This is a genomic window from Streptomyces sp. NPDC005820, from assembly GCF_040630255.1.
In the GTDB taxonomy this organism is placed as follows: Bacteria; Actinomycetota; Actinomycetes; order Streptomycetales; family Streptomycetaceae; genus Streptomyces.
Genome location: NZ_JBEXXE010000012.1, coordinates 141,873 through 167,982, shown reverse-complemented (window position 1 = coordinate 167,982; position 26,110 = coordinate 141,873). Strand labels below are relative to the sequence as shown.

At 70.9% G+C, this 26,110-nt stretch carries 22 protein-coding genes; 6 read left to right on the top strand and 16 right to left on the bottom strand.

Annotated elements, in window-relative coordinates:
* Positions 1-3 precede the first annotated feature (3 nt).
* Complete coding sequence (locus ABZ464_RS17165; protein WP_359277219.1) at positions 4-1,413, top strand: DUF6177 family protein; 1,410 nt, start codon at positions 4-6, stop codon at positions 1,411-1,413.
* Positions 1,414-1,427: 14 nt separating this feature from the next.
* Here the strand turns inward: ABZ464_RS17165 and ABZ464_RS17160 are convergent, their stop codons facing one another.
* The gene (locus tag ABZ464_RS17160; protein ID WP_359277216.1) at positions 1,428-1,691 is read right to left on the bottom strand and encodes a hypothetical protein; all 264 of its coding nucleotides are present in this window, start codon (positions 1,689-1,691) and stop codon (positions 1,428-1,430) included.
* Positions 1,688-1,825 carry a hypothetical protein gene (locus ABZ464_RS17155; RefSeq protein WP_359277213.1) on the bottom strand — a complete coding sequence of 46 codons (138 nt, stop codon included), beginning with the start codon at positions 1,823-1,825 and terminating at the stop codon, positions 1,688-1,690. The genes ABZ464_RS17160 and ABZ464_RS17155 overlap by 4 nt, the downstream gene beginning before the upstream one ends.
* A 326-nt stretch (positions 1,826-2,151) precedes the next feature.
* Between ABZ464_RS17155 and ABZ464_RS17150 the strand changes: the two genes are divergently transcribed.
* Complete coding sequence (locus tag ABZ464_RS17150; RefSeq protein ID WP_359277210.1) at positions 2,152-2,424, top strand: GntR family transcriptional regulator; 273 nt, start codon at positions 2,152-2,154, stop codon at positions 2,422-2,424.
* A 90-nt stretch (positions 2,425-2,514) separates the two neighbouring features.
* Here ABZ464_RS17150 and ABZ464_RS17145 read toward each other — a convergent pair whose 3' ends face one another.
* The 7 genes from ABZ464_RS17145 to ABZ464_RS17115 form a co-directional block, all read right to left on the bottom strand.
* Positions 2,515-3,051, bottom strand: coding sequence for a ricin-type beta-trefoil lectin domain protein (locus ABZ464_RS17145; RefSeq protein ID WP_359277207.1), 537 nt, complete (start codon positions 3,049-3,051; stop codon positions 2,515-2,517).
* A gap of 182 nt (positions 3,052-3,233) precedes the next feature.
* A complete protein-coding gene (locus ABZ464_RS17140; RefSeq protein ID WP_359277204.1) occupies positions 3,234-4,454 on the bottom strand; it encodes a hypothetical protein in 1,221 nt (406 codons plus the stop codon).
* 257 nt (positions 4,455-4,711) lie between these two features.
* On the bottom strand, positions 4,712-5,101 hold the full coding sequence (gene rbsD / locus ABZ464_RS17135; RefSeq protein WP_359277201.1) for a D-ribose pyranase: 390 nt from the start codon (positions 5,099-5,101) through the stop codon (positions 4,712-4,714).
* Positions 5,098-6,006 carry a ribokinase gene (locus ABZ464_RS17130; RefSeq protein WP_359277198.1) on the bottom strand — a complete coding sequence of 303 codons (909 nt, stop codon included), beginning with the start codon at positions 6,004-6,006 and terminating at the stop codon, positions 5,098-5,100. The genes rbsD and ABZ464_RS17130 overlap by 4 nt, the downstream gene beginning before the upstream one ends.
* Before the next feature lie 65 nt (positions 6,007-6,071).
* Positions 6,072-8,030 (bottom strand): substrate-binding domain-containing protein, encoded by a 1,959-nt coding sequence (locus ABZ464_RS17125; protein ID WP_359277195.1) that lies wholly within the window; start codon positions 8,028-8,030, stop codon positions 6,072-6,074.
* Entirely contained in the window at positions 8,020-9,558 is a 1,539-nt protein-coding gene (locus tag ABZ464_RS17120; RefSeq protein ID WP_359277192.1) for a sugar ABC transporter ATP-binding protein, read from the bottom strand. The genes ABZ464_RS17125 and ABZ464_RS17120 overlap by 11 nt, the downstream gene beginning before the upstream one ends.
* Positions 9,555-10,649, bottom strand: coding sequence for a LacI family DNA-binding transcriptional regulator (locus tag ABZ464_RS17115; RefSeq protein WP_359277189.1), 1,095 nt, complete (start codon positions 10,647-10,649; stop codon positions 9,555-9,557). Before ABZ464_RS17115 ends, ABZ464_RS17120 begins: the two co-directional genes overlap by 4 nt.
* Before the next feature lie 180 nt (positions 10,650-10,829).
* Between ABZ464_RS17115 and ABZ464_RS17110 the strand changes: the two genes are divergently transcribed.
* Both ABZ464_RS17110 and ABZ464_RS17105 read left to right on the top strand, forming a co-directional pair.
* Positions 10,830-13,082, top strand: a complete 2,253-nt coding sequence (locus tag ABZ464_RS17110; protein ID WP_359277186.1) for an ATP-dependent RecD-like DNA helicase — start codon at positions 10,830-10,832, stop codon at positions 13,080-13,082.
* 231 nt (positions 13,083-13,313) lie between these two features.
* Positions 13,314-14,603, top strand: coding sequence for a citrate synthase (locus ABZ464_RS17105; protein WP_359277184.1), 1,290 nt, complete (start codon positions 13,314-13,316; stop codon positions 14,601-14,603).
* Positions 14,604-15,495: 892 nt separating this feature from the next.
* Here ABZ464_RS17105 and ABZ464_RS17100 read toward each other — a convergent pair.
* The 4 genes from ABZ464_RS17100 to ABZ464_RS17085 all read right to left on the bottom strand — a co-directional run bounded on the left by ABZ464_RS17100 (position 15,496) and on the right by ABZ464_RS17085 (position 19,827).
* Entirely contained in the window at positions 15,496-17,742 is a 2,247-nt protein-coding gene (locus ABZ464_RS17100) for a heavy metal translocating P-type ATPase (protein WP_359277181.1), read from the bottom strand.
* Between the two features lie 19 nt (positions 17,743-17,761).
* Complete coding sequence (locus ABZ464_RS17095) at positions 17,762-18,001, bottom strand: heavy-metal-associated domain-containing protein (RefSeq protein WP_359277178.1); 240 nt, start codon at positions 17,999-18,001, stop codon at positions 17,762-17,764.
* Positions 18,002-18,074: 73 nt separating this feature from the next.
* Complete coding sequence (locus ABZ464_RS17090) at positions 18,075-19,025, bottom strand: PrsW family intramembrane metalloprotease (RefSeq protein WP_359277175.1); 951 nt, start codon at positions 19,023-19,025, stop codon at positions 18,075-18,077.
* A gap of 142 nt (positions 19,026-19,167) precedes the next feature.
* On the bottom strand, positions 19,168-19,827 hold the full coding sequence (locus ABZ464_RS17085; protein WP_359277172.1) for a TetR family transcriptional regulator: 660 nt from the start codon (positions 19,825-19,827) through the stop codon (positions 19,168-19,170).
* Between the two features lie 141 nt (positions 19,828-19,968).
* Here ABZ464_RS17085 and ABZ464_RS17080 point away from each other — a divergent pair, with 141 nt between their 5' ends.
* Together ABZ464_RS17080 and ABZ464_RS17075 are read left to right on the top strand one after the other, a co-directional pair.
* Positions 19,969-22,293, top strand: coding sequence for an MMPL family transporter (locus ABZ464_RS17080; RefSeq protein ID WP_359277169.1), 2,325 nt, complete (start codon positions 19,969-19,971; stop codon positions 22,291-22,293).
* Positions 22,253-23,296, top strand: a complete 1,044-nt coding sequence (locus tag ABZ464_RS17075; protein ID WP_359277166.1) for a zinc-dependent alcohol dehydrogenase family protein — start codon at positions 22,253-22,255, stop codon at positions 23,294-23,296. The genes ABZ464_RS17080 and ABZ464_RS17075 overlap by 41 nt, the downstream gene beginning before the upstream one ends.
* Positions 23,297-23,375: 79 nt before the next feature.
* Here ABZ464_RS17075 and ABZ464_RS17070 read toward each other — a convergent pair whose 3' ends face one another.
* The 3 genes from ABZ464_RS17070 to ABZ464_RS17060 form a co-directional block, all read right to left on the bottom strand.
* A complete protein-coding gene (locus tag ABZ464_RS17070; protein ID WP_359277164.1) occupies positions 23,376-23,576 on the bottom strand; it encodes a MerR family DNA-binding transcriptional regulator in 201 nt (66 codons plus the stop codon).
* Positions 23,577-23,935: 359 nt separating this feature from the next.
* Complete coding sequence (locus ABZ464_RS17065; RefSeq protein WP_359277162.1) at positions 23,936-24,769, bottom strand: helix-turn-helix domain-containing protein; 834 nt, start codon at positions 24,767-24,769, stop codon at positions 23,936-23,938.
* Between the two features lie 269 nt (positions 24,770-25,038).
* Positions 25,039-25,974 (bottom strand): sugar phosphate isomerase/epimerase, encoded by a 936-nt coding sequence (locus ABZ464_RS17060; protein ID WP_359277159.1) that lies wholly within the window; start codon positions 25,972-25,974, stop codon positions 25,039-25,041.
* Positions 25,975-26,110: the final 136 nt, after the last annotated feature.

Here is a 26,110-nt window from a genome sequence, read left to right as displayed (position 1 = left end):
CGCATGGCCAAAGAAGTCATCGCCCTCACCCCGAAGATGCCCGACCAGGCGTCCTTGCTGGCCGCTCTCCACGCCGGCGGCCCCGACCTGGAGTTGACGGCCACCGATGACGGTGCGGTCGTCCAGCTGTGTACGGCTGCGGGCCGCCCGCTGGTGTCCGTAGAGGCCCCGCTGCTCGTCCATGCGCCGGGTGAGGCGGAGCGTCTCCTGGGCGCCGGGACCACCGCTCCGGAGCTGCCGTACTGGTGGACCGAGGTACGCGCCTCCACGGCGGCCCCCGAGGCGGAGCCACTGGCGGAATCCGTGTGCGGACGCTTGACCATGCTCCTCGGCGGAACCACCTGGCCGCCCGGAGCAGCCCACACCGCCCGGGTCCCCGTCCCCGACGAACCTCCCGGCGCCCAGGACTTCCCGACCGTCGACGCGCTGACCGACTCGACCGCCGTCGTCCTCTCCGATCGCCCGCTCCTCCCGCTCACCGCCTGGCTCTCCGACACTCTCCGCGCCACGGCACAGTCGAACCGCGCCCTCCACCTCGTCACGCCCCCACACGTCAGCCTCACCCTCCCCCTGCGCACCGCACTCGGCGGCGCACCCAACCGCTGGGTCGTACAGGATCCGCAGGGCGGCGGCTACTACGACGGTCTGTCCGGGGCGAGACTGGCTTGGCAGAACGGCACGTTCCTCCCGATCGACGGCACGCTCGCCGACGCCTTCACCGCAGAAGCCGCGCCCACCGAGCAGCGCCGGCTCACCGTGTCGTTCCGCACGGTGCACGCACCTGACGAGCGGCTCGTCCTGGGCCGCGCGCTGGAGGCGGCCTGGCGGCACCTCACCGGATCCCCGCCCCTCGGCTGGGGCACGGCCGAACCGGTCAATCTCCCCTGGTCACCGCACCAGTTGACCGACCTCGCCCGGGACCGGGCCCCGGCCCCCACCCAACTCGTCGCCGTGGGCGCTCCGGACCGTCCGGCCATCGCCACGCAACGCATTGCGCGCACAACTGCTGGCGTCGCCGAGGAGATCACCCTCACCCTCGGCTACGAGCATCCTGCACACGTGCCGCTCGACACCTTGGAATCCCTCGCCGCCACTCTCGTCACGGAACACGGCCTGGCGACAATGCTCACCACCGTCCGCGCCGCCCGCGCCGACCTCACCCTGCCGCCGCAGGTGGAAGGCCCGCCTGTCCCGGTCTCGTTCACCCTGGGACCACGCGACGTGCAGAAGATCGGCCTTCCCCGTGCGGCCCGCCCACCGATCGCCACCCAGCCGCGCCAACTCGGCTCACCGGCGTCCCCAGCCCTCCACTATCCCCTCGGGGACGGAACCGACCCGAGGGCCTGGACAGCACTCCAGACCCTCGGCGCCTATCTCAAGACCGCTGCGGGAAGCGCTGGTTCCCGTCCTTGACAGCCGTTACGTAGTCACTGCTCCCTGTCCGCCGCCATGATGCCGACGCATTCCTCGAGCGCCGCGTGCAACGCCGGTACGAAGGCGGCGAGTTCGGTGTCCGAGGACTTGCCTCCCTCCAGTACGGCACCGACGACGGTCACCAGGACGGCGGCGGCCTTCAGGGCGTGCGCGTCGGCCAGCTCCTCGAGGAAACCGCCCGGTCGCGCAACCACGAACGCCTCCTTGCCGGTGGCGGGGTCGACGCCGACGCTCCGGAATCTCCTCACGCTGCTCATGCGGCGGCCGCCGATGGAACGTAGTCCTGGCCCAGCGTCGCGAGAACCGCCGCACGGCGCCGCTCCCGCTGGCGGTGCCAGCGGTCCCGTTCGTCCCGCTCGGCTTCCCATACGGCGAGGTACGGCCGGACCAAGGGCAGATCGTCGGCTGCGACGACATCCGGGGCGGGCACCCGCGTCCGACGCGTCGGCGCGGACGTAGGGGCGGTCAAGAACGGTGGCGCGTCAAGGGAGCGGTGCGCTCCGCGAGGCGGCAGGAAAAGGCTCAGAATCGCGGCCAGTAGGCTGCGCATAGGTCGACTCCTCTGTAGTCGGCTCAGCCCCGGCCCGGAAGCTCTCACCCTTCCCGCCGGGGCGCTTTCGTTTCGCGACACCTTACCTGCATAGCAGTAGTGGTAGGTAGTAGTTGGTAGTAGTACTAAGTGATGCGTGGTGGCGCGCAGCGGCATACGTTCACCGAGTGGACAAGATCAGCCCTGATTCACCGCAGTATGTGTATGAGCAGCTCGCCGCGATCATCGAACGCAAGATTCGTACCGGTGTATACCCGCCGGGCACTCGACTGCCGGGCGAACTGACCATGACGCATGAGTACAAAGTCGGTCCCGGTACAGTCCGCCGCGCCCTGGACATCCTTCGCGACCAGGGCTTGGTGGTGACCGTGCGGGCCCAGGGGTCGTTCGTGGCCGACCCTCTGCCGCCGGCCCCCGAGGCTGCCGTACCCCCTGCCTAGGCGATCAGCGGCGGAGCGAGTGGCAGGCGTACGTCGAGCAGGCCGGAGGGGGATCACCGGGAACGCCGGCCCCTCTCCGGCCCCCGAGCGCTAGCCCAGCTTCCAGTGCTGGTACGGGCCGCCGTTGCAGCCGAGCATGTACGCGTCGCCGCTGCCGTCGGCGTCCAGGCAGTTGGCGAGCGGCATGTCCCTGAGCTCGACGTCGTTCCAGCCCGTGCCCTTCGCCTGCCACAGCTGGGAGGCGTCGCCGCCGTTGCAGGGGACCGTGGCAAGCCCCAGCTGCTGGGTCAGGCACGTGTTGGTCGCCGTGTGACGGATCATGACGACGTCGTAGCTGGCGTGGTAGACGATCTCCACCTGCCACTGCTGCCACTGGTTCCCTGACTGGCAACCGTTCGTGTAGACATCTCCCTTGCCGCTCTCGTTCGCGGGGCCGCCGTCGAGGCAGCGCCCGGTCGCCAGGCTGCTCAGGTGGGCCGGTCCGAGGACGGTCACCGCCGATGCGGTGCCCGTGCCGAAGAACGAGAACATCAGGCTGAGGCCGACGGCGAAGGCCGCCGCCCAACCCCGGAACGCGAGACGGCCCAGGCCGCGGGGCCGGGCCTCTAACGCCACTGTATTCAGCATGTTTTGATCTCTCCGCTTTGCCGTGCTCTGCAGTGTCTGTGGCAGGCCTGTGTCACAGGCCGCACGGCCGGAGTCAACCACTGGCGTATTGCCGGGCTGTTGTCCCCGCTTCTTCTCGGGGTGCGCGGCCGGGGCAGGGGCACCGTCCGTGCCCCTGCCCCGGCCGCACCGTCAGACCGCGGCTAGAACCGGTCCAGCAGCCAGGTGCACAGCTCCTCCGTCGGCAGCGTGTGCGGGGTCGTGGCGGACGAGCAGCGGAACTCGTCCACGCCGCTCTGGGACGGGTCCAGGCCGTCGACCCGCGCGTACAGGTCCCCCTGCCGCTCGAAGTCCGAGATGTCGACCGCGCTGACCGACGGGACGAAGCACACGTGCGGCTGCCGCAGGTCGGCCTCGCCGCCGGCCTCGATCATCGAGTCGGCGAGGATCTGGTACGTCGCGAGCGTGCCGCCCGGTGCGCCGTCCAGCTCGGGGAAGCCGCTGGTAGGGATGGTCCGCTCGGTCGGCGGGAACTTCCGGTGCAGGTAGGCGACCGTCACGTCGTCGCCCTGCGCCTGGGCGTAGAAGGTGGTGCCGGGGTAGCGGACGTCGAGCCGCAGAGTGACCTCGCCGGGCTCGACGTCGGGCAGCCCGATGCCGTCGCCGCGGCCGTTGGCGACGGCCAGCTTGCGCGGGATCCGCGGCCACTGGCCGACGCGGTCCAACTCGTTGAGCAGCGCGGTGCGTTCGGGTGCCACCCCGATCTTCTGGGTCTTCTTGTCGTAGTGCTGCCACAGCATCTGCCGCGCGGCCGCACTGTTCATCTGCTGCTCGAACGGATGGGGCTTGAGGTCCAGGCCGTACGGCAGCAGGTACGCGAACGCCTGGACGCCGACCGGGATGGAGGCGCCGCGGTGCGGGGTGTCGAACGAGAAGTACACGCCCGTCTGGTGCTCGTCCTCGTGGAAGTCGGTCTCCATCCGGGCGAGGGTGTAGCGGGCGACGAGGCCGCCCATGCTGAAGCCGCCGACGATCAGCCGCTCGTTGCCCGCACGGCGGGCGATGGCCTCACGGATGGCTCCCTCGACCGCGCTCGAGTTGGTCAGGATGGAGTCGGTGCGGTTGTCGAAGCCGAGCAGGATCACGTCCTTGCCGCGCCGGCGGAGTTCGCTGATGAGGGGGTAGTCCTCGCCCTCCAGGAACTCGTAGAGCTCCTTGAGCTTGCTCTTGCCGTGGTTGAAGCCGTCGGCGATGATCACCGGCCGGGTGAGGGTGCGGTTGCCCTCGCCGTAGAAGACCCAGGTGAAGCCCTTGTCGACGGTCCATTCCTCGTCGAAGTCCGGTACTTCTACCGGGTGGGAGGGGGAGTCGAGCGGGTCACCGATGGTGAACGGGGTGACGGGGGCCTCGGTCGTTTCGGACACAGTCGTACTCCTCGTGGGAGGGGGAGAGGGGGACGACAACATCATGTGTCACATTTCGGGCAAACCGCCTGTCGGAAATTTTCTGGAACCCGTGCAACCCTTCCCGGCCCCGGCATGTCGTACAGGGCGTCGGGACTTCTGGAGGGGGATCCGGGGGGATCGCGGGGGTTTCGACAGCTGGAGGGGGCAAGCCGAGGGGCCCGGTCGACGGACCGGGCCCCTCGAAGTACGTTGCGGCGTTTGCGCAGCTCAGCGGTTCAGAAGAACACCCCGCACCGCAGCAGCACATTCGCGTACGGCCGTGCCTCGCCCGTGCGCACCACCAGCCGCGCGCCCGCCGACAACTCCTTCAGTTCCTCGTGCGAGACGTAGGCCAGTCGGGTGAAGTGGCCCGCCAGCAGCGTCGCCGCCGCCGGATTCGCCTCCCGTACCTCCGAGGCAGCCGTCGCGCCCTCCACGACCAGTTCCTCCAGCAGGCCCTCCACGACCTCCGCGAACGACGGCACCCCCGCCCGGAAGGCGAGGTCGACCACGCGCGGCCCGTCCGGTATCGGCATGCCGGCGTCGCACACCAGCACCCCGTCACCATGGCCCAACTCGGCCAGCGCGCCGGAGAGGTGGCGGTTCAGGATCCCGGCCTTCTTCACAGGGCGTCGACCTCCTCCGCCGTGGGGAAGGACTCCTGCGCGCCCCGCCGGGTCACCGCCACCGCCCCCACCCGGGCCGCGTACGCCGCCGCCTCGGCGAGGGACGCGCCCGCGCCCAGCTTGCACGCCAGCGCCGCGGTGAAGGAGTCACCCGCGCCCGTCGTGTCCACGGCGTCCACCTTCACCGGCGGCACCCGTTCCACGCCGTCCCGCGCCGACGCCACCAGCGCGCCCTCCGCGCCCAGCGTCACGACCACCGACCTCGGGCCCTTCGCCAGCAGGATCCGCGCCCAGTCCTCGGGCCCGGACGCCGCGTCGTACGCCGCGCCGAGGATCACCCTGGCCTCGTGCTCGTTGACGATCAGCGGGTCGCAGGCCGCGAGCAGCACGGCGGGCAGCGGGCGGGGCGGGGAGGGGTTCAGCACGAAGCGGGCGTCCGGCGCCAGGCTCGCCGCCACCGCCACGACCGTCTCCAGCGGGATCTCCAGCTGTGCCGAGACGACCCGTGAGGTCCGCAGGAGGCCGGCCGCGGCCGCTGCGTCCTCCGGGGTCAGCAGGCCGTTCGCACCCGGCGACACCACGATGCTGTTGTCGCCCGACGGGTCCACGGTGATCAGCGCGACCCCCGTCGGCGCACCGCCCACCAGCACACCCGCCGTGTCGACCCCGGCCGCCCGCTGCGAGTCGAGCAGCAGCCGGCCGTACGCGTCGTCGCCGACCCGGGCCAGCAGGGCCGTACGGGCCCCGAGGCGCGCGGCCGCCACGGCCTGGTTCGCGCCCTTGCCGCCGGGGTGGACGGCCAGGTCGGAACCGAGGACCGTCTCACCGGCCCCGGGCCTGCGCTCGACGCCGATCACCAGGTCGGCGTTGGCCGAACCCACGACCAGCAGGTCGTAGTCGTACATGAAAGGACTCCCAGTATGTGACTTGGGGCGGGCGGTCCCCCTGACCGCCCGCCCGTTCCCCGTCGTCAGCCGCTGAACCCGGCCACGTTCTCCTTGGTGACCACCTTCACCGGCACCTTCACCGTCTCCTCGACCTTCTTGCCCTGCACCGCCCGCAGCGCGTTGTCCACGGCGATCTTCCCCAGCTGGGACGGCTGCTGGGCGACGGACGCGTACAGCGTCCCCTGTTCAACGGCCTTGAGGCCGTCCGGAGTTCCGTCGAAGCCCACGACCTGGACCGACGTGCCGGCCTTGGCGCCCAGCGCCTTGATCGCGCCGAGCGCCATCTCGTCGTTGGCGGCGATGACGCCCTGGACGTCCGGGTGCGCCTGGAGCAGGTTCGACATCACGTCGAGGCCCTTGGTGCGGTCGAAGTCGGCGGGCTGCTGGGCCACGACCTGGATCCCGGGGTAGGCCTCGAGGCCCTTGGCGAAGCCCGCCGCGCGCTCCCGCGCCGCCGAGGTGCCCGCCTGGCCCTGCAGGATCACGATCTTGCCGCTGCCGCCGAGCTTCTCGGCGACCGTCTTGGCGGCGAGTTCACCGCCGGCCACGTTGTCGGAGGCGACGAGCGCGTCCACGGTGGCCTTGTTGACGCCGCGGTCGACGGCGATGACCGGGATCTTCGCCTTGTCGGCGGCGTTCACCGAGTTGCTCGCCGCGTCCGAGTCCACCGGGTTGACGATGATCGAGTCGTAGCCGGAACTGGTGAAGTTCTGCAGCTGGTTGGCCTGCTGCGAGGCGTCGTTCTGCGCGTCGGTGACCGTCAGGTCCACGCCCAGCTTCTTCGCCTCCGCCTTCGCACCCGACTGGATCTGCACGAAGAACGGGTTGTTGAGCGTGGACAGGGCCAGACCGACCTTCGGCTTCGTGGCCGCGGAGGACGAGCCGTCGTGCAGGAACGACGTCGCGCCGACGATCGCCACCGTCACCACGGCCGCGAGACCGTACGTCGCCGCCTGCCGGCCCTTGTTGCCGCCGAACCCGGCACCGGCCCCGACCGGGGTCGCCCCGGCCTTGCGGCGGACCGTGTCCAGCAGCACCGCGAGCGCGATGACGACACCGATGACGACCTGCTGCCAGAAGGCGGAGACGTTCAGCAGGTTGAGGCCGTTGCGCAGCACCGCCAGGATCAGCGCGCCGATCAGGGTGCCGGACGCCTTGCCCGTGCCGCCGGCCAGCGACGCGCCGCCGATGACGACCGCGGCGATCGCGTCCAGCTCGTAGCCGTCGGCGGCCTGCGGCTGCGCGGAGGACAGCCGGGCGGCGAGGACGATGCCCGCGACGGCCGCGAACACCCCGGACAGGGCGTAGATCGCGAGCTTCTGCTTCCGCACCCGCAGACCGGAGAGGCGGGCCGCCTCCTCGTTGCCGCCGATCGCGTACATCGAACGCCCGATGTACGTCCGGCCCAGCACGAACGCCGCGATCAGCCCCATGACGACCATGACCAGCACCGGCACCGGCAGCCAGCCGCCGAGCGTGTCACCGAGGTGCGAGACGGAGTCGGGGAAGGCGATCGGGGAGCCCTCGGAGATCACCAGCGACAGACCGCGGCCCACCGACAGCATCGCGAGCGTGGCGATGAACGGCGGCAGCTTGCCGTACGCGATGAGGAAACCGTTCACCAGACCGGCCGCTATGCCGGTCAGCACGGCGAGGACGACCGCTGTCGCCACCGGTACGCCGTGCTGGGTGGCGCTCCACGCCAGCACGGTGGCCGACAGGGCGGCGACCGAGCCGACCGACAGGTCGATGCCCGCCGAGACGATCACGAAGGTCACGCCGAAGGCGAGGATGGCGGTCACGGCCGCCTGGACGCCGACGTTCAGGAGGTTGTCGGTGGTCAGGAAGTCGCCCGACAGCGCCGACATGGCGATGACGAGGACGATCAGCGCGGTGAGCGCGCCGTTGTCGAGGAGCAGTCGGCGGACCGCCGCGGCGCCGCCGCCGGCGCCCGTCGTGCTCTTGAGCGTGTCAGCGGCCACGGCCGGCCTCCGTTTCACTGGAAGTGGAAGGGGAGAGAGAGGGGTTGCTCACCGCGAGGGCCATCACGGCGTCCTGGGTGGCCTGGTCCGCGGCCAGCTCGCCGGCGATCCGGCCCTGTGCCATCACCAGCACCCGGTCGCTCATGCCGAGCACCTCGGGCAGATCGCTGGAGATCATCAGGACGGCGGCGCCCTGGGCGGTGAGTTCGTTGATCAGCTGGTAGATCTCGACCTTGGCGCCGACGTCGATGCCGCGCGTGGGCTCGTCGAGGATCAGCACCTTGGTGTCGGCGAGCAGCCACTTGCCGATGACGACCTTCTGCTGGTTGCCGCCGGACAGGGTGCGCACCTGCTGGTGGAGTCCGGCCATCCGGACCCCGAGCTGTCCGGCGATCCGCTCGGCCGCCTCGTGCCGGCCCTTCAGATCCACCAGTCCGCCGCGGGTCGCGGCGCGCAGGGTGACCAGACCGAGGTTCTCCTCGACCGACTGGTCGAGCACCAGCCCCTGCCCCTTGCGGTCCTCGGGGACGAGTCCGATGCCGGCGGCCATGGCCGCGTTGACGTCGTCCTTCGCGACCGGCGCGCCGGCGACCTTCACGGCGCCCTTGTCGTAGGGGTCGGCGCCGAAGACGGCCCGGACGACCTCGGTACGGCCGGCCCCGACCAGCCCCGCGATGCCGACGACCTCACCGGCGTGCACCTCGAAGCTGACGTCGTGGAAGACGCCGTTGCGGGTGAGCCCCTCGACGGACAGCAGCGCGGCGCCCCGGTCGGCGCGTTCCCTCGGGTACTGCTGCTCGATGGAGCGGCCCACCATGAGCCGTACGAGCTCGTCCTCGGACGTGGACGCGGGCACCTGCCCGACCGACCTGCCGTCGCGGATGACCGTGACCCGGTCGCCCAGGGCCGCGATCTCCTCGAGATGGTGGGTGATGAACACGATCCCGACGCCGTCCTCGCGCAGGGCGCGCACGATCGCGAAGAGCCTCTCGACCTCCTCGGAGGTCAGCACGGCGGTCGGCTCGTCCATGATCAGCACGCGCGCCTCGAGGCTCAGCGCCTTGGCGATCTCGACCATCTGCAGGCGCGCGATGCCGAGTTCGCGGACACGCGCGCGTGGCGACACGTTCACGCCCACGCGCGCGAGGAGCACCTCGGCGTCGGCCTCCATCCTCTTGCGGTCGATCATCCCGAAGCGGCGCGGCTGTCGCCCGAGGAAGATGTTCTCGGCGACCGTCAGATCGGGTACGAGGTTGAACTCCTGGTAGATGGTGGCGATCCCGAGGCGCTCGGCGTCCTGTGCGCCGTGGATGCGCACCTCCTCGCCGCCGGCCAGGATCCGCCCGGCGTCGGGGCGGTAGGCGCCGGAGAGCATCTTGATGAGGGTGCTCTTGCCCGCGCCGTTCTCACCGAGGAGCACGTGCACCTCGCCCCGGCGCAGGTCGAAGTCGACGCCGTCGAGCGCGACCACCCCGGGGAAGGTCTTGCGTATGCCTTCGATGCGCAGCAACTCGTCCGCGTTGCTCACGACTGGCTCCTGTTCGTTGCGGGTGACTCCGAAGAAGTCGGTGGCCCGGAGGGCGGTGGGTCGGAGGGGGGTGGCTCGGAGGGGGGTGGCTCGGAGGGGGGTGGCTCGCCGCACGACCGGCGTACGACGAGCCGGGCGGCGAGGGTGACGGACTGCGGGGGCCGTCCCTCGATGCGGTCGACCAGGGCCCGTACGGCGGCCCGGCCGAGCTCGCCCGTGGGCTGGGCGATCGCGGTGACCGGCGGATCGGTGTGCACGAACCACGGGATGTCGTCGAACGCGGCCAGCGCGAGGTCGTCGGGAACGCGCAGCCCACGCGCGCGTACGGCGTCCAGCGCGCCCAGCGCCATCAGGTTGTCGGCGGCGAACACGACCTCGGGCGGCTCGGGCAGGTCGAGGAAGCCGTCGGTGACCCGGCGGCCGCTCTCGGCCTGGAAGTCGCCCTGTCCGATGTAGGCGTCCGGGAGCGGAAGCCCGTACTCGGCCATGGCGGCCCGGAAGGCCTCGACGCGCTCGCTGCCGGTGGTGGTGGCGGCCGGGCCCGCGATGATGGCGAGCCTGCGGTGCCCGAGCCGGTGCAGATGCGCGACGAGGTCCCGTACGGCGGCCCGGCCGTCCGCCCGCACCACCGGGACGTCGACACCCGGGATCCACCGGTCGACGAACACCATCGGCGTGCCCGCGCGCGCGGCGTCGAGCATCAGCGGCGAGCCGCCGTCGGTGGGGGAGACGAGCAGTCCGTCGATCCGGCGGTCCAGCAGGGTCCGTACGTGGTGGTCCTGGAGGTCGGGGCGTTCGTCGGCGTTGCCGATGATCACGCTGTAACCGAGCGCGCGGGCCTCCTCCTCCACGGAGCGGGCCAGCTCGGTGAAGTACGGGTTCATCACGTCGCTGATGACCAGGCCGAGGGTGTGGGTCTGGTCGGTGCGCAGCGACCGGGCGACGGCGTTCGGGCGGTAGCCCAGGGCCTCGACGGCGGCCAGCACGCGGGTGCGTGCGTCCTCGCTGACCGACGGGTGGTCGTTCAGGACGCGCGACACCGTGGCGACGGAGACCCCCGCCTCGGCGGCCACGTCCTTGATGCTCGCCATCGCCGCTCCACCTCCTCGTGGAATCGATTACATCGATGTGTACGGAGGATTGGAATCGATTACACGACGGGATGCAACCCCCTGAGACCGGATCGTGATCCCAGGGGGCGAGGCGAGGGAGAGGGGCACGTGGAACAGACACCGCCCCGTGGTGTCAGACCCCGGCGGTACCGTCGGATCATGACCGATCAGGCGGGGGCCTCCCGGACGGGAGAGCAGCGGCTCGCGACGCTGGAAGGCGTGCTCGAACGCATCACGTACGCCAACGAGGACAACGGCTACACGGTGGCCAGGGTCGACACCGGCCGCGGCGCCGGCGATCTGCTCACCGTCGTGGGCGCGCTGCTCGGTGCCCAGGTCGGCGAGTCGCTGCGGATGGAGGGCCGCTGGGGCTCGCACCCGCAGTACGGCAAGCAGTTCACCGTGGAGAACTACACGACCGTCCTGCCGGCGACCGTCCAGGGCATCCGGCGCTATCTGGGATCCGGCCTGGTCAAGGGCATCGGCCCGGTCTTCGCCGACCGCATCACCCAGCACTTCGGCGTCGACACGCTGACGATCATCGAGGAGGAGCCGAAGCGCCTGATCGAGGTGCCCGGCCTCGGCCCGAAGCGGACGAAGAAGATCGCCGACGCCTGGGAGGAGCAGAAGGCGATCAAGGAGGTCATGCTGTTCCTCCAGACCGTCGAGGTGTCCACCTCCATCGCGGTCCGGATCTACAAGAAGTACGGCGACGCGTCGATCTCGGTCGTGAAGAACCAGCCCTACCGGCTGGCCGCCGACGTCTGGGGCATCGGCTTCCTCACCGCCGACAAGATCGCCCAGTCCGTCGGGATCCCGCACGACAGCCCGGAGCGCGTCAAGGCGGGCCTGCAGTACGCGCTGTCCCAGTCCACCGATCAGGGCCACTGCTATCTGCCCGAGGAGCGGCTGATCGCCGACGCGGTGAAGCTGCTCCAGGTGGACACCGGCCTGGTCATCGAGTGCCTGGCCGAACTGGCCGAGCCGGACGAGGACTCCGGCGAGCCGGGTGTCGTACGGGAGAAGGTCCCCGGTGAGGACGGCGAGGAGGTCACCGCGGTCTACCTCGTCCCCTTCCACCGCGCCGAACTCTCCCTCGCCGCCCAGGTGCTGCGGCTGCTGCGCACCGGGGAGGACCGGCTGCCGGCCTTCCGTGACGTGGCCTGGGACAAGGCGCTGGCCTGGCTGAAGGGCCGTACCGGCACCGAGCTCGCGCCCGAGCAGGAGGCGGCCGTGCGGCTGGCGCTGACCGAGAAGGTCGCGGTGCTCACCGGCGGTCCGGGCTGCGGCAAGTCCTTCACCGTGCGCTCGATCGTGGAGCTGGCCCGTGCCAAGAAGGCCAAGGTCGTGCTGGCCGCGCCCACCGGCCGCGCCGCCAAGCGTCTGGCCGAGCTGACCGGCGCCGAGGCCTCGACCGTCCACCGGCTGCTGGAGCTCAAGCCGGGCGGCGACGCGGCGTACGACCGGGACCGTCCGCTGGACGCCGACCTGGTGGTGGTCGACGAGGCGTCGATGCTGGACCTGCTGCTGGCCAACAAGCTGGTGAAGGCCGTACCGCCGGGCGCGCGGCTGCTGTTCGTCGGGGACGTCGATCAGCTGCCCAGCGTCGGTGCGGGCGAGGTGCTGCGCGACCTCCTCGCCGACGACAGCCCGGTGCCCGCCGTCCGGCTCACGCGCGTGTTCCGCCAGGCCCAGCAGTCGGGCGTGGTGACGAACGCGCACCGGATCAACGCCGGACAGCATCCGGTCACCGACGGTATGAAGGACTTCTTCCTCTTCGTCGAGGACGACACCGAGGAGGCCGGGCGGCTCACCGTGGACGTGGCGGCCCGCCGGATCCCGGCGAAGTTCGGCCTGGACCCGCGCCGGGACGTGCAGGTGCTGGCGCCCATGCACCGCGGTCCCGCCGGCGCCGGCACGCTCAACGGACTGCTCCAGCAGGCCATCACCCCCGGTCGCCCCGATCTGGCCGAGAAGCGGTTCGGCGGGCGGGTGTTCCGTGTCGGCGACAAGGTCACCCAGATCCGCAACAATTACGAGAAGGGGAAGAACGGTGTCTTCAACGGCACCGTGGGCGTGGTCACCTCGCTCGATCCGGTGGACCAGCGCCTGACGGTACTGACGGACGAGGACGAGGAGGTTCCGTACGAGTTCGACGAACTGGACGAACTGGCCCACGCGTACGCGGTGACGATCCACCGTTCACAGGGAAGTGAATATCCCGCCGTGGTGATCCCCGTCACCACGGGAGCATGGATGATGCTCCAGCGGAACCTTCTGTATACGGCCGTCACGCGCGCGAAGCGCCTCGTCGTCCTCGTCGGCTCACGCAAGGCGATCGGCCAGGCGGTGCGCACGGTCTCGGCGGGCCGGCGCTGTACGGCCCTCGATTTCCGGCTCTCGGGCCGTTGAGCACGTGGTTCACAAACGCATCACAAAAAATGATCGATCAAACGAGTCGTAAAGGTCACAGAGCACTTCCCCAACCGTGACGAAGGCGGCAGGATGAGCAAGTTGGCGGCACTGAGTGCCGTCGATAAGCCCAATGGTCGACCCCGAGTGCACTCTCCTGCGCCAAATGGGGGAGGGTAGAGACAGTCAGGGCAACCTCGAAGAAGAGGCACAACGTCGGTGAGGGATGACGTGAGCGACAACTCTGTAGTACTGCGGTACGGCGACGGCGAGTACACCTACCCGGTGATCGACAGCACCGTCGGCGACACGGGCTTCGACATCGGGAAGCTCCGCGCCCAGACCGGTCTGGTGACCCTGGACAGCGGCTACGGCAACACCGCCGCCTACAAATCCGCGATTACGTACCTGGACGGCGAGCAGGGCATCCTCCGGTACCGCGGCTACCCGATCGAGCAGCTCGCGGAGCGGTCGACCTTCCTCGAGGTCGCCTATCTGCTGATCAACGGCGAGCTGCCGACGGTCGACGAGCTGAGCGTCTTCAAGAACGACATCACGCAGCACACCCTGCTGCACGAGGACGTCAAGAACTTCTACAAGGGCTTCCCGCGTGACGCCCACCCGATGGCGATGCTGTCCTCGGTGGTCTCCGCGCTGTCCACCTTCTACCAGGACAGCCACAACCCGTTCGACGAGAAGCAGCGCAACCTCTCCACGATCCGTCTGCTCGCCAAGCTTCCGACGATCGCGGCGTACGCGTACAAGAAGTCGATCGGTCACCCGTTCGTCTACCCGCGCAACGACCTCGGTTACGTCGAGAACTTCCTGCGCATGACCTTCTCGGTCCCCGCCCAGGAGTACGAGCTCGACCCGGTCGTGGTCTCCGCCCTGGACAAGCTCCTCATCCTGCACGCGGACCACGAGCAGAACTGTTCGACCTCCACGGTCCGCCTCGTCGGCTCCTCGCAGGCGAACATGTTCGCCTCGATCTCGGCCGGCATCAACGCGCTCTGGGGCCCGCTGCACGGCGGCGCCAACCAGTCCGTGCTGGAGATGCTCGAGGGCATCCAGGCGGGCGGCGGCGATGTCGACTCCTTCATCTCCAAGGTGAAGAACAAGGAGGACGGCGTCCGCCTGATGGGCTTCGGCCACCGGGTGTACAAGTCCTTCGACCCGCGCGCCAAGATCATCAAGGCGGCGGCGCACGATGTCCTCTCGGCCCTCGGCAAGTCCGACGAACTGCTGGACATCGCCCTGAAGCTCGAGGAGCACGCGCTCTCCGACGAGTACTTCGTCTCGCGCAACCTGTACCCGAACGTGGACTTCTACACGGGTCTGATCTACCGCGCCATGGGCTTCCCGACCGAGATGTTCACGGTCCTCTTCGCCCTCGGCCGCCTCCCGGGCTGGATCGCCCAGTGGCACGAGATGATCAAGGAGCCGGGTTCCCGCATCGGCCGCCCCCGGCAGATCTACACGGGCGTGGTCGAGCGCGACTTCGTCCCGGTCGAGGAGCGCTGACGCCTCCGGCGGGGGGCCGCTCGGGTTCCCCCGCCACCGGTTCGTCCGGCACGTAGCTGGGCCGGTCCCACCTGGGGCCTGTCGTTTGGATCATGCCGCGCGTCGCGGGGTGTGGCACGCGCGTCTGCGGCGTTGTCGTCGGTTGCCGACTCCCCCGCTCTCGGCTGCGCTCGAGCGGGGGGACCCCCATCGCGTCGCCGCCCTCCTCCGCCTTGCAGCCGCACGCACCACACCCCGCTCGGCTCGGCCGAGAGGCCACGTCGGCTCAGCCGACCTGATCCGAACGACAGGCCCTAGGGGCGCGGGGAACCGCGCGACCAGCCACCGCATACCCGCACCCGAAGTCGGCCCAAGCCGCCTGCGAAGGCAAAGCGGAAGGCGCCCCGGCGTCAGTCCCCCCACGGGCCGACGACCAGGGCGCCTTCCCATGTCCCGGTGCGGATTCCCCCCACGGGATCCGGCCGGGCGTTTGTGAGGACAGCGCCTGAATTCGCTGTGTCGATATGCGGTTGTCGTGCGGTTGTCGTGCCTGCGGTTGAGCACAACGAGCAGAACTCGCCGTACTACCGCGTGTGCGATCTGCCGGGACGCGCACGCTGGGAGGGCCGCTCAAAGCTTCCCGGTGTACGTGCCCCGGCAACGCATCTCTGAGGAAGTCCCCCAAGACATCCCCAGATGCCGGTCCGCGCCCCCCAAGACGCTTTCCGACACCGTCAACTTAGACCTTCGAACCCCTTCGGTGGTTACGTTCACATCACTGTGATCTGTGTCTCTTGCATATGTCCGTTAGATGCGCAAGAGCCCGGATACAGCGAGCGAGGCCCAAGCGTAAGGATGATGCGCGAGCCTTGTGAAGAGCTTATGTGAGGCTCGCGCAGGACTCCAGGGGGTCTCAGTCAAAGGTGCGCAACCTGAGACTGTTCGTCACGACGAACACCGACGAGAAGGCCATCGTGGCCCCCGCGATCATCGGGTTGAGCAGTCCGGCGGCGGCCAGCGGCAGCGCGGCCACGTTGTATCCGAAAGCCCACACCAGATTGCCCTTGATCGTGGACAGGGTCCGCCGGGACAGCCGGATGGCGTCCGCCGCCACCCGCAGATCCCCGCGCACCAGCGTCAGATCGCTCGCCTCGATCGCCGCGTCCGTCCCGGTGCCCATGGCGAGCCCCAGATCGGCGGTGGTGAGCGCGGCCGCGTCGTTGACGCCGTCGCCGACCATCGCGACGACCCGCCCCTCGCCCTGCAGCCGCCGTACGACGTCGACCTTGTCCTCGGGCAGCACCTCGGCGATCACCTCGTCGATCCCGACGGCCGCCGCCACCGCCTCGGCCACGGCCCGGTTGTCCCCGGTCAGCAGCACCGGCGTGAGCCCCAGCGCGCGCAGTTCCCGGACCGCCTCGGCGCTGGTCTCCTTGATCGCGTCGGCGACCACGAGGACCCCGCGCGCGGCTCCGTCCCAGCCGACGACGACGGCCGTACGACCGCCCCGCTCGGCCTCGTCCTTGGCGCGGGCCAGCTCCTGCGGAAGGTCCCCGTAGAGCCGCCCCACGGCCACCTCGCGCCCCTGTACGTGCCCTCGTACACCCCGCCCGGGCACGTTCTCGAAGTGCTCGGCCGCCGGCAGCTCCCCGGCGCGTTCCTGCGCGCCCGCGGCCACCGCGCGGGCGACCGGGTGCTCGGAGGCGTGCTCCAGGGCGCCCGCGAGCCGCAGCAGCTCGGTCTCGTCCGTGCCGTCCGTGACGTACACGTCCTGGAGGGTCATCCGGCCGGTGGTGACGGTCCCCGTCTTGTCGAGGACGACGGTGTCGACGCGCCGGGTGGACTCCAGCACCTCGGGCCCCTTGATGAGGATGCCCAGCTGGGCGCCGCGCCCGGTGCCGACCAGGAGGGCCGTCGGGGTGGCGAGGCCGAGCGCGCACGGGCAGGCGATGATCAGCACGGCGACGGCCGCGGTGAACGCGGCGACGGTGTCGCCGGTCGCGCCGAGCCAGCCGCCGAAGGTGGCGGTCGCGAGGGCCAGGACCACGGGCACGAACACGCCCGCGATCCGGTCGGCGAGCCGCTGCACCTCGGCCTTGCCGTTCTGCGCGTCCTCCACGAGCCGCGCCATGCGGGCGAGCCGGGTGTCGGCGCCGATCCGGCCGGCCTCGACGACGAGCCGCCCGCCGGCGTTCACGGTCGCGCCGGTGACGGGGTCGCCCGGCCCGACGTCCACCGGCACGGACTCGCCGGTCAGCATCGACGCGTCGACCGCCGAGACGCCCTCGACGACCGTGCCGTCGGTGGCGATCTTCTCCCCGGGCCGTACGACGAACCGGTCCCCCACGACCAACCGGTCGGCCGGGATCCGGGTCTCCTGCCCGCCGCGCAGCACGGAGACGTCCTTGGCGCCCAGCTCCATCAGCGCCCTGAGCGCCGCCCCCGCGCTCCGCTTGGAGCGGGCCTCGAGATAGCGGCCGAGCAGGATGAGGGCGGTGACGCCGGCGGCGACCTCCAGATAGATCGCGGAGGCGCCGTCGGTGCGGGAGACGGTGAGTTCGAACGGGTGCCGCATCCCGGGCATGCCCGCGTCACCCAGGAAGAGCGCCCACAGGGACCAGCCGAAGGCGGCCAGCGTGCCCACGGACACGAGGGTGTCCATGGTGGCGGCGCCGTGCCGCAGGTTCGTCCAGGCGGCCCGGTGCAGCGGTGCGGCGCCCCAGACGACGACGGGCGCGGCGAGCGTCAGCGAGAGCCACTGCCAGAAGTCGAACTGCAGGGCCGGGACCATCGCGAGCAGCACGACGGGCGCCGAGAGGAGGACGGAGACGAGGAGCCGGTGGCGCAGGGCCGAGAGCTCGGGGTCGCTCTCGGCCGCGGTCCCGGCCCGGTCGTCGGCGGGCTCCTCGCGGACGGGTTCCTCGGCGGTGTATCCCGTCTTCACCACGGTCGCGATCAGGTCGGCGACCTCGGTCCCGGGCGGACAGCTGATCTTCGCCTTCTCGGTGGCGTAGTTGACCGTCGCGGTCACGCCGTCCATCCGGTTGAGCTTCTTCTCGACGCGGGACGCGCAGGACGCGCAGGTCATTCCCCCGATCAGCAGCTCGACCTCGGCGGTCGGGGCGGCTATCGGCGCGTCGGTGGCGGTGCTCGTCGTCATGGCCGTGGGCGCGATCGGGTCAGGCCCGGCCGGCCAGCTCGAAACCGGCCTCGTCGACGGCGGCGCGCACGGCCTCGTCGTCGAGCGGGGCGGCGGAGACGACGGTGACCTCACCGGTGGCGGCGACCGCCTTGACGGAGGTGACCCCGGGGAGTTCGGAGATCTCGCCTGAGACGGCGCCCTCGCAGTGGCCGCAGCTCATGCCGCTCACCTGGTAGACGGTGGTGACGGAGCCCGCGGTGTCGGTCGATGCGGTCATGTCGTTCTCCTGGGGGAGGCGGATGGGGTCGAAGGGGACCAGAGAGGTCTCCCAGTAACCCCACACTATACCCCTAGGGGGTATTTCTCCAAGAAGGGTCCCGGCGTGCCAGCGAGCGCACCCAGACCACCCCGAGCAGTGCCACGAGCACCATGCCGCCGACGGAGAACAGCGTGAGCAGATGCTGCTGCTCCGTGGTCGGCCGCGGGATGTACCCCTCGGCGAAGAGCCGCTTGTCCAGGCCGCCCGGGGTCAGCCGGGCCACCAGCCAGATCGCGATCCCGTGAGTGGAGTCCCACAGAGCGTGCATCAGCGCGACGCCGGCATACGTGCCCACGACGGGCGCGGCGAACGGGAAGCGCCCGTTCGGACGGCGGTATTCCAGCAGGACGCCGCCCGCGACCGCCGTCCACAGGCCATGGCCGAAGGGAGCGAGCACACCGCGCAGCATCTCGGTCTCCAGCAGCGCGCCGAGGTCGACGCCGACCGTCGAGACGGCCGCGTCGACGGCGTACCCGGCGCTCTCCAGGGCCGCGAAGCCGAAGCCGACGGCGGCGCCCAGCACCACCCCGGCGCGCAGGCCCCGCAGCCTGGTCTGCCGGCGCAGGACGAACATCAGCGCGCCGAGCTTCGCCGCCTCCTCGATCAGCCCCACCCCGACGAACATCCGCAGCGAGGGGTGCAGCAGGTAGGACTCCATCACCGACGCGCCCAGCACGCCCAGCGTGCCGCCGGTCAGGAAGCAGCCCAGGATCAGGCCGACGCCCAGGTCACGGCCGTGCCGCTCGTACGCCCACAGCACGAAGGAGACCGGTACGAGGAAGCTGCCGAGCAGGATCAGGGTCGGCAGCAGGGTGGTGTTCGCGGTGGCGTACGTGACGAGCGCGGTGAGCGCCCACAGCAGCAGCCCGCCGCCCAGGCAGCGCCGCCACAGTCCGGCCCGGATCCGCGGGGCCGACGGAGGGGGCTGCTGCGGTCCGGGGATACGGGCCCGGGGCGCGCCGGGCGGCGGGGAGTGGGTCACGGCAAATCCCCTCGTCGTCAAGGGTCGTCCGGGCAGGGGCGCGCGCCCGGAGCGGATTTACCGGCACTTTATGTAGGGATGTCCTGAATCGCAGTCCGGGGCGGTCGTCCGGAGGAGGGCCGTCCGTGCGGCGGGCGCGTGGCTACGGGGTCGAGGTGGCCGCGGGGGTGCGGGCCGGGCGCTCGTCGGCCAGCGGTTGCAGATAGCGGATCAGGACGTTCTTCAGCTCCCGGACGTACGCCGCGCGCTCGGCGCCCTCGTGGCCCAGGACCAGTTCCAGGCCCGCCTTGTACAGGCCCAGGCACATGTGGGCGGTGCGGGTGAGGTCGGCGGGGGGCGCGTCGGGCAGGAACGAGGCGAGCAGCTCCTCGATACGGGAGAGGAGGGTCGCGTGCAGCGCGTCGTGCTCCTCGGTGATGCGGCCGGGGATGTCGGGGCCGTGCATCAGGGCGAAGAACACCGGGTGGTCGCAGTTGAAGGCGATGAACCGGTCGACGGCCGCGCTCACGGCCTCCTCCACCGGGGTGGCGGGGTCGACCGGGGCGAGCGCCTCGCCGTAGGTCTCCCGCATCTCGTGCATGAGCCGGTCGCCCAGCTCGATCGCGATCGCTTCCTTGTTCGGGAAGAACTGGTACAGCGTGCCCGGTGAGACGCCGGCCTCACGGGCGATCGCGTTGGTGCTGGCGGCGGTGTAGCCGGTGGTGGTGAAGACGGTGGCCGCGGCCTCCAGCAGCTGCGCGATGCGCCGTTCCCCGCGCGCCTGACGGCGGCGCGGCTGTTCCTTCTCCTGGCTCTCGGGCACGCGGTTATCCCCAGCTCTTCGAACGCGGTTGACAAACGCGAGAGGTCGCTCGCATTCTGGGATCAGAAACGCGAGCGCTATCTCGTGTTTTCGATTCTACGGTTTTCACGACTGCTTGCAGGGTGAAGGGGACACCGCACGATGACCGAAGTCAACAGCCCACCCCGCCTCGGGCGATGGACCCGCTTCGTGACCGCCAGGCCGAGGCTGACCCTGCTCGCGGCCCTGGTGCTCACCGTGCTCGCGGTGCTGGCCGGCAGCGGTGTCGCCGACCGGCTGGGCAGCGGCGGCTGGGAGGACCCGGACGCGCAGTCCACCTACGCGACCGAGGCGCTGGAGCGCGGGTTCCCCGAGTCCCAGCCCAATCTGCTGCTGCTCGTCGACTCGGGCGGGGCCTCGGTGGACGCCCCGGCCGTGCGGGCCGAAGCCGCCCGGCTGACCGCCCGGCTCACCGCCGAGAAGGGGATCGTGGGCGTCGGCTCCTACTGGGACACACAGTCGCCCGCCCTGCGCGCGAAGGACGGCCACGAGGCTTTGATCGCCGCCCGCATCACGGGCGACGAGAAGACCATGGGCGAGACCCTCGACCGCATCGCCCCCTCCTACCGGGGCGAACAGGGCCCGGTGCGGGTCAGGATCGGCGGCATCGTCGCCGTGCGGCACGAGATGCAGACCACCATCCAGGAGGACCTCACCCGCGCCGAGATGATCGCCCTGCCGATCACCCTGGTGCTGCTGGTGATGGTCTTCGGCAGCGCGGTCGCCGCCCTGCTGCCGCTCGGCATCGGCATCGTCGCGATCCTGGGCACCAACGCGGTCCTCAGCGGCCTCACCGCGTTCACCGACGTCTCCGTCTTCGCGATGAACCTGACCACGGCCCTGGGCCTCGGCCTCGCCATCGACTACGCCCTGTTCATCGTCCGCCGCTTCCGCGAGGAACTGTCCACCGGCGCCGAACCGCTCGGCGCGATCGCCACCACCCTGCGCACCGCAGGACGCACGGTCCTGTTCTCCGCGCTCACCGTCGCCGTGTCCCTCGCGGCGATGCTCGTCTTCCCCCAGTACTTCCTGCGCTCCTTCGCCTACGCCGGCATGGCGGTCGTCGTGCTGGCCGCCGGGGCCGCCCTGATCCTGCTCCCGGCGGCCCTCGTCCTGCTGGGCGACCGGGTCAACGCCCTCGACCTGCGACGGGCGTTCCGCAGAAGGCCGAAGGCGACGGCAGCCGAAGGCGCGGCTCCTCCGGCCGAGGGCGGCAGGGCCTGGGCCCGCGCGGCGGACCTGGTCATGCGTCGCGCCCCGTTCTTCGCGCTGGCGACGACGGCCGCCCTCGTCCTCCTCGGACTGCCCTTCCTGGGCGTGAAGTTCGGCACGGCCGACGACCGCCAGCTGCCCTCCTCCGCCGAGTCCCATGTCGTGCAGCAGCACCTCAGGGACGGCTTCCCGGGCAACCCCGGCGGCGGCCTGGAAGTCCTCGCCGAAGGGAGCGCGACCGAGGCGCAGTACACCGCCTACAAGGCACGCGTCGCCGCGCTCCCGGAGGTGGTCCGGGTCGACGGCCCGCTGGTGAAGGGCGACGCGGCGTACTTCACCGTGCAGCCCGAGGGCGAGGCCGTCGGTGACGCGGCACAGAACCTGGTCGGGGACCTGCGCGCCCTGAAGGCCCCCTTCGACACCAAGGTGACCGGCACGGCGGCGGTCCTGGTCGACTCCAAGCACGCGATCGGCGCCCAACTGCCCTGGGCGGGAGCCTTCGTCGCCGTCGTCACCCTGCTGCTGGTCTTCCTCCTCACCGGCAGCGTGCTGATCCCGCTCCAGGCGGTGCTGCTCAACGCGCTCAGCCTGACGGCGATGTTCGGCGCGGTGGTCTGGGTCTTCCAGGACGGCCACCTCTCCGGCCTGCTGGGCTTCACCAGCCCCGGCTCCATCGAGACCACCCTGCCCGTCCTGATGTTCTGCGTGGCCTTCGGCCTCTCCATGGACTACGGCGTGTTCCTGCTCTCCCGCATCAAGGAGGAGTACGACGCCACCGGCGACCACGAGCAAGCGGTCCGCCTCGGCCTGCAGCGCACGGGCGGGCTGATCACGGCGGCGGCGGTCATCCTGGCCGTGGTCATGGTCGCGATAGGCACCTCCCGGGTCACCAACACCAAGATGCTCGGCCTGGGCATCGCCCTGGCGGTCCTGATGGACGCGATGGTGATCCGCAGCCTCCTGGTCCCGGCCATCATGCGCCTGACCGGCCGAGCGACCTGGTGGGCCCCGGCCCCCTTGCGCAGGTTCCACGAACGGTTCGGCTTGAGCGAGGGCGACCAAAACCCACCCAGGGGCGCGGGACGTGACAATATGCGGCTCCGCCGCGGGGGCGCGACCAGCCACGATGGACCCGCAGACGAAAGCGGCGACGGAAACGGCGACGGGAGCCCAGATGCAAGCGGTGGTCTTCGAGAAGTTCAGCGAACCGGCTGAGGTACGCGAGGTACCCGACCCCCGCACGGCCCCCCACGGAGTCGTCGTACGCGTCGCAGCCACCGGCCTCTGCCGAAGCGACTGGCACGGCTGGATGGGCCACGACCCCGACATCACCCTCCCGCACGTCCCCGGCCATGAACTCGCCGGAACCGTCGAGGAGACCGGCGCCGGCGTCACCCGCTGGCGCCCCGGCGACCGGGTCACCGTCCCCTTCGTCTGCGGCTGCGGAAGCTGCCCGTCCTGCACGGCCGGCGACCACCAGGTGTGCGAGCGCCAGACCCAGCCCGGCTTCACCCACTGGGGCTCCTTCGCCCAGTACGTGGCCCTGGACCACGCCGATGTGAACCTGGTCGCGATCCCGGACGACCTGTCCTACGGCACCGCGGCCTCCCTCGGCTGCCGGTTCGCCACCGCGTTCCGGGCGGTCGTGCAGCAGGGCCGGGTCGCGGCGGGGGAGTGGGTCGCGGTGCACGGCTGCGGCGGGGTCGGCCTGTCCGCGGTGATGATCGCGGCGGCGAGCGGCGCCCGGGTGGTCGCGGTGGACGTGTCGCCCCGGGCGCTGGAGCTGGCGCGGACGTTCGGTGCGACGGAGTGCGTGGACGCGAGAGAGACACCGGACACGGCGGCGGTGGTCCGTGACCTCACCGGTGGCGGCGCCCATCTCTCCCTGGACGCCCTGGGCTCCCCGGCCACCTGCGCGGCCTCGGTGAACGGACTGCGGCGCCGGGGCCGGCACATCCAGGTCGGTCTGCTGCCCTCGTCCGAGGGCACCACCCCCGTCCCGCTGGCCCGCGCCATCGCCCTCGAACTGGAGATCCTCGGCAGCCACGGCATGGCCGCGCACACCTACCCCGCGATGCTGGAGGCGGTCCGGGCCGGGATTCTGCGCCCCGACCTCCTGGTGACCTCGACGATCACTCTGGACGCCGTGCCGCGGGCGCTGGCGGCGATGGGCACGGCGCCCGGCTCCGGGGTCACCGTCATCGAGCCGTGGAGCTGAGCCGTGGAGCTGAGGAGGGACGACACCGTGCCCCGCGCGAGGGCGGGGCACGGAAGGGAACGGCAGGACGGAGGGGAGGTCAGTCGGTTCTGCGTCCGCGGTTGCCCGGCCGGGCGGCGGCCCAGGTGTGGACGGTGACGGCGTACCAGTAGGGCTTGCCGCCGTCGACGCGGTCGGGCGGGGGGAGGAGTCCGTGCTTGCGGTAGGACCGTACGGTGTCCGGCTGCACCTTGATGTGTGCCGCGATCTCCTTGTAGGACCACAGCCTTCGGTCGGTCATGAGTTGCACCTCCCTGCGCGCGCGGGGGTGGCGGCGGGAGGCCGCCCGGGGGAGCCCGGCGCTGCGCTGGCGATCACCAAGCCTGTGCCCGGCGAACGACGCAGAGTGACTGCGCGAAAGCGGCTGTTGACCGTGCGTGACAGAAGGCCCGCGTACGCGTGACATGTGTAACAGGAAGGGGGTGTTTGTGACGAAGGTGACGCGAAGGCGCGCGAGGGACGTGCGGGAGTGGCGCGTTGACAACCGCGCCGGGGCCCATGACAGAGGTGGGCCGGGCCCGCTGCGACAGGCTCGGCCCCACTCCGTCCCCGCCATCCCCCCGGGACAACCGGATCAATGGACAGGACCCCAGCCTGTATTCAGCCAACCCGCCGGGTCTTGGAAAAATGCGCACCCGGTACGGACCAATCGCCCGAACGGGCCGGCAGCACCAGACCGGTCGCCTCCCCGCTCATCCGGTCCGCCGCCGGGGACGCCGCCGCCGGTGCCCGTCTGGCCTGCGTGAACTCCCTCGGCGTACAGCCCGTCATCGCCTTGAACTCACCGCTGAGATGGGCCTGGTCGTAGAAGCCGCACTGCGCGGCGGTCTCCGCCGCGCTCCGCCCCGCCGCCAGCAGCCGACGGGCGCGTTGCAGCCGCAGCACCCGCGCCGCGGCCTTGGGGCCGAGCCCGATCTGCTCCCGGAAACGGCTCTCCAGGTGCCGTACGCTCCAGCCGACCTCCTCGGCCAGCCGCGGCACCGGAATCGCGCCACCGGTGCGCACCAGCAGCGACCAGGCCCGCACCACCCGCTCCGAACTGGGCACCCCCGCCTCCCACCACCGGGCGAACACCTCGTCCAGCAGCCCGAACCGCTCGGCCCAGCAGGGCAGCGCGGCCAGCGCGGCGGCGAGTTCCCGCAGGGGTGTGGCGAGGGTGTGCGGCAGCTCGTCGGGGTCGACGGTCCGGTTGACGAGCTCGTGCTGCGGCGTCCCGAACAGTGTGAACGCGGCCCAGGGCGTCAACAGCACCTCGACCCCCGACACCCGCCCCCCGTGCTCCCCGACGGCGGGTGTGGTGGTGGGCCCGCAGTACACGGACACGAGGGTCTCCGGCGGTCGTCCGGCCCGGGTGATGCGAATCGGCTGCTCGAACCCCAGCAGCAGGGTCACGGCCCCGATCGGCGTCTCCAACCGCCGCCGAGGCCGATCCATGGCAAGCCGGATCCCGCGATAACTCATCACCCCGGGCCGCAACCGGGGATGGGGATCCGCGCCGGCGAACTCCCAGGATCCACCCGGCCCTTGTCCGGACCGGGTGCGCACCGCGCGAGCAGTCATGGGCACCCATGGTCCTACGTCAGGGCAGTGCCGTTAAGAGGCGCGGGGCTGTATCGATATGCGGCTCCGCCGCGTGGGCGCGACAAGCCACACCCAACCCGCACGCGCGGTCGCGAAGAACCCGCCACCTCAGCAGGCGACGACTACGCCCCGCACGACCGGAGAAACGCCCGCGTACGCTGCGCGATCGGCAACGGCTTGTCCTGCTCGCACGGATACATGTCCTGCTCCACGATCGCGAACAGATCGACATCCAGCTTCCCCGCCGCCTCCAGGACGGGCCCGAGCGCCGGCACACCCGCGGGCGGCTCGCACATCACACCCTGGGCCACCGCCGGCCCGAACGGCGTCCCCTTGGCCTTCACGTCGGCGAGGATCTCCGGGTCCACCTGCTTGAGGTGGAGGTACCCGATCCGCTCCCCGTACGTCTCGATCAGCTTCACGCTGTCGCCGCCGCAGTACGCGTAGTGCCCGGTGTCCAGGCACAGCGACACGAGGTCGGAGTCGGTGCCGTCCAGGAAGCGGACGACGTTCTCCTCGCTGTCGATGTGGGTGTCGGCGTGCGGATGGACGACGATCTGCAGCCCGTACCGCTCCCGCACCTCCTTGCCGAGCCGCTCGGTCAGCGAGGTGAGGTTGCGCCACTGCTCGGGCGTGAGGGTGTCGGACTCCAGCACCTCGCCGGTCTTGTCGTCCCGCCAGAAGGACGGGATGACGACGAGGTGCTTCGCCCCCATGGCCTGCGCGAGCACCGCGTTGTCCGCGACATGCGCCCAGGTCTTCTCCCACACGGCCTCGCCGTGGTGGAGCCCGGTGAAGACCGTGCCGGCGGACACCTTGAGGCCGCGCCGCGCGGTCTCCTCGGTGAGGACGGCCGGGTCGGTCGGCAGATAGCCGTACGGGCCCAGCTCGATCCACTCGTAGCCGGACTGCGACACCTCGTCGAGGAAGCGCTGCCAGGGCACCTGTACGGGGTCGTCCGGGAACCAGACGCCCCAGCTGTCGGGGGCCGATCCGATCCGGATGCGGGAAAGTGAGGAGGGCGATGACTGCGGGGGCTGAGGTGACAACGACGTCATGGGCGTCAGCGTGCGGGCTCTCCCCGGGGGTGTCAAGGCCTGGTCCGAATGTCTGGACAAACTATTGACAGGGTGCCGCGGGCGGGACTACAAAACCGTGGAGAGCCGACACGGGGCCGGGTCCGACGACCGGCCG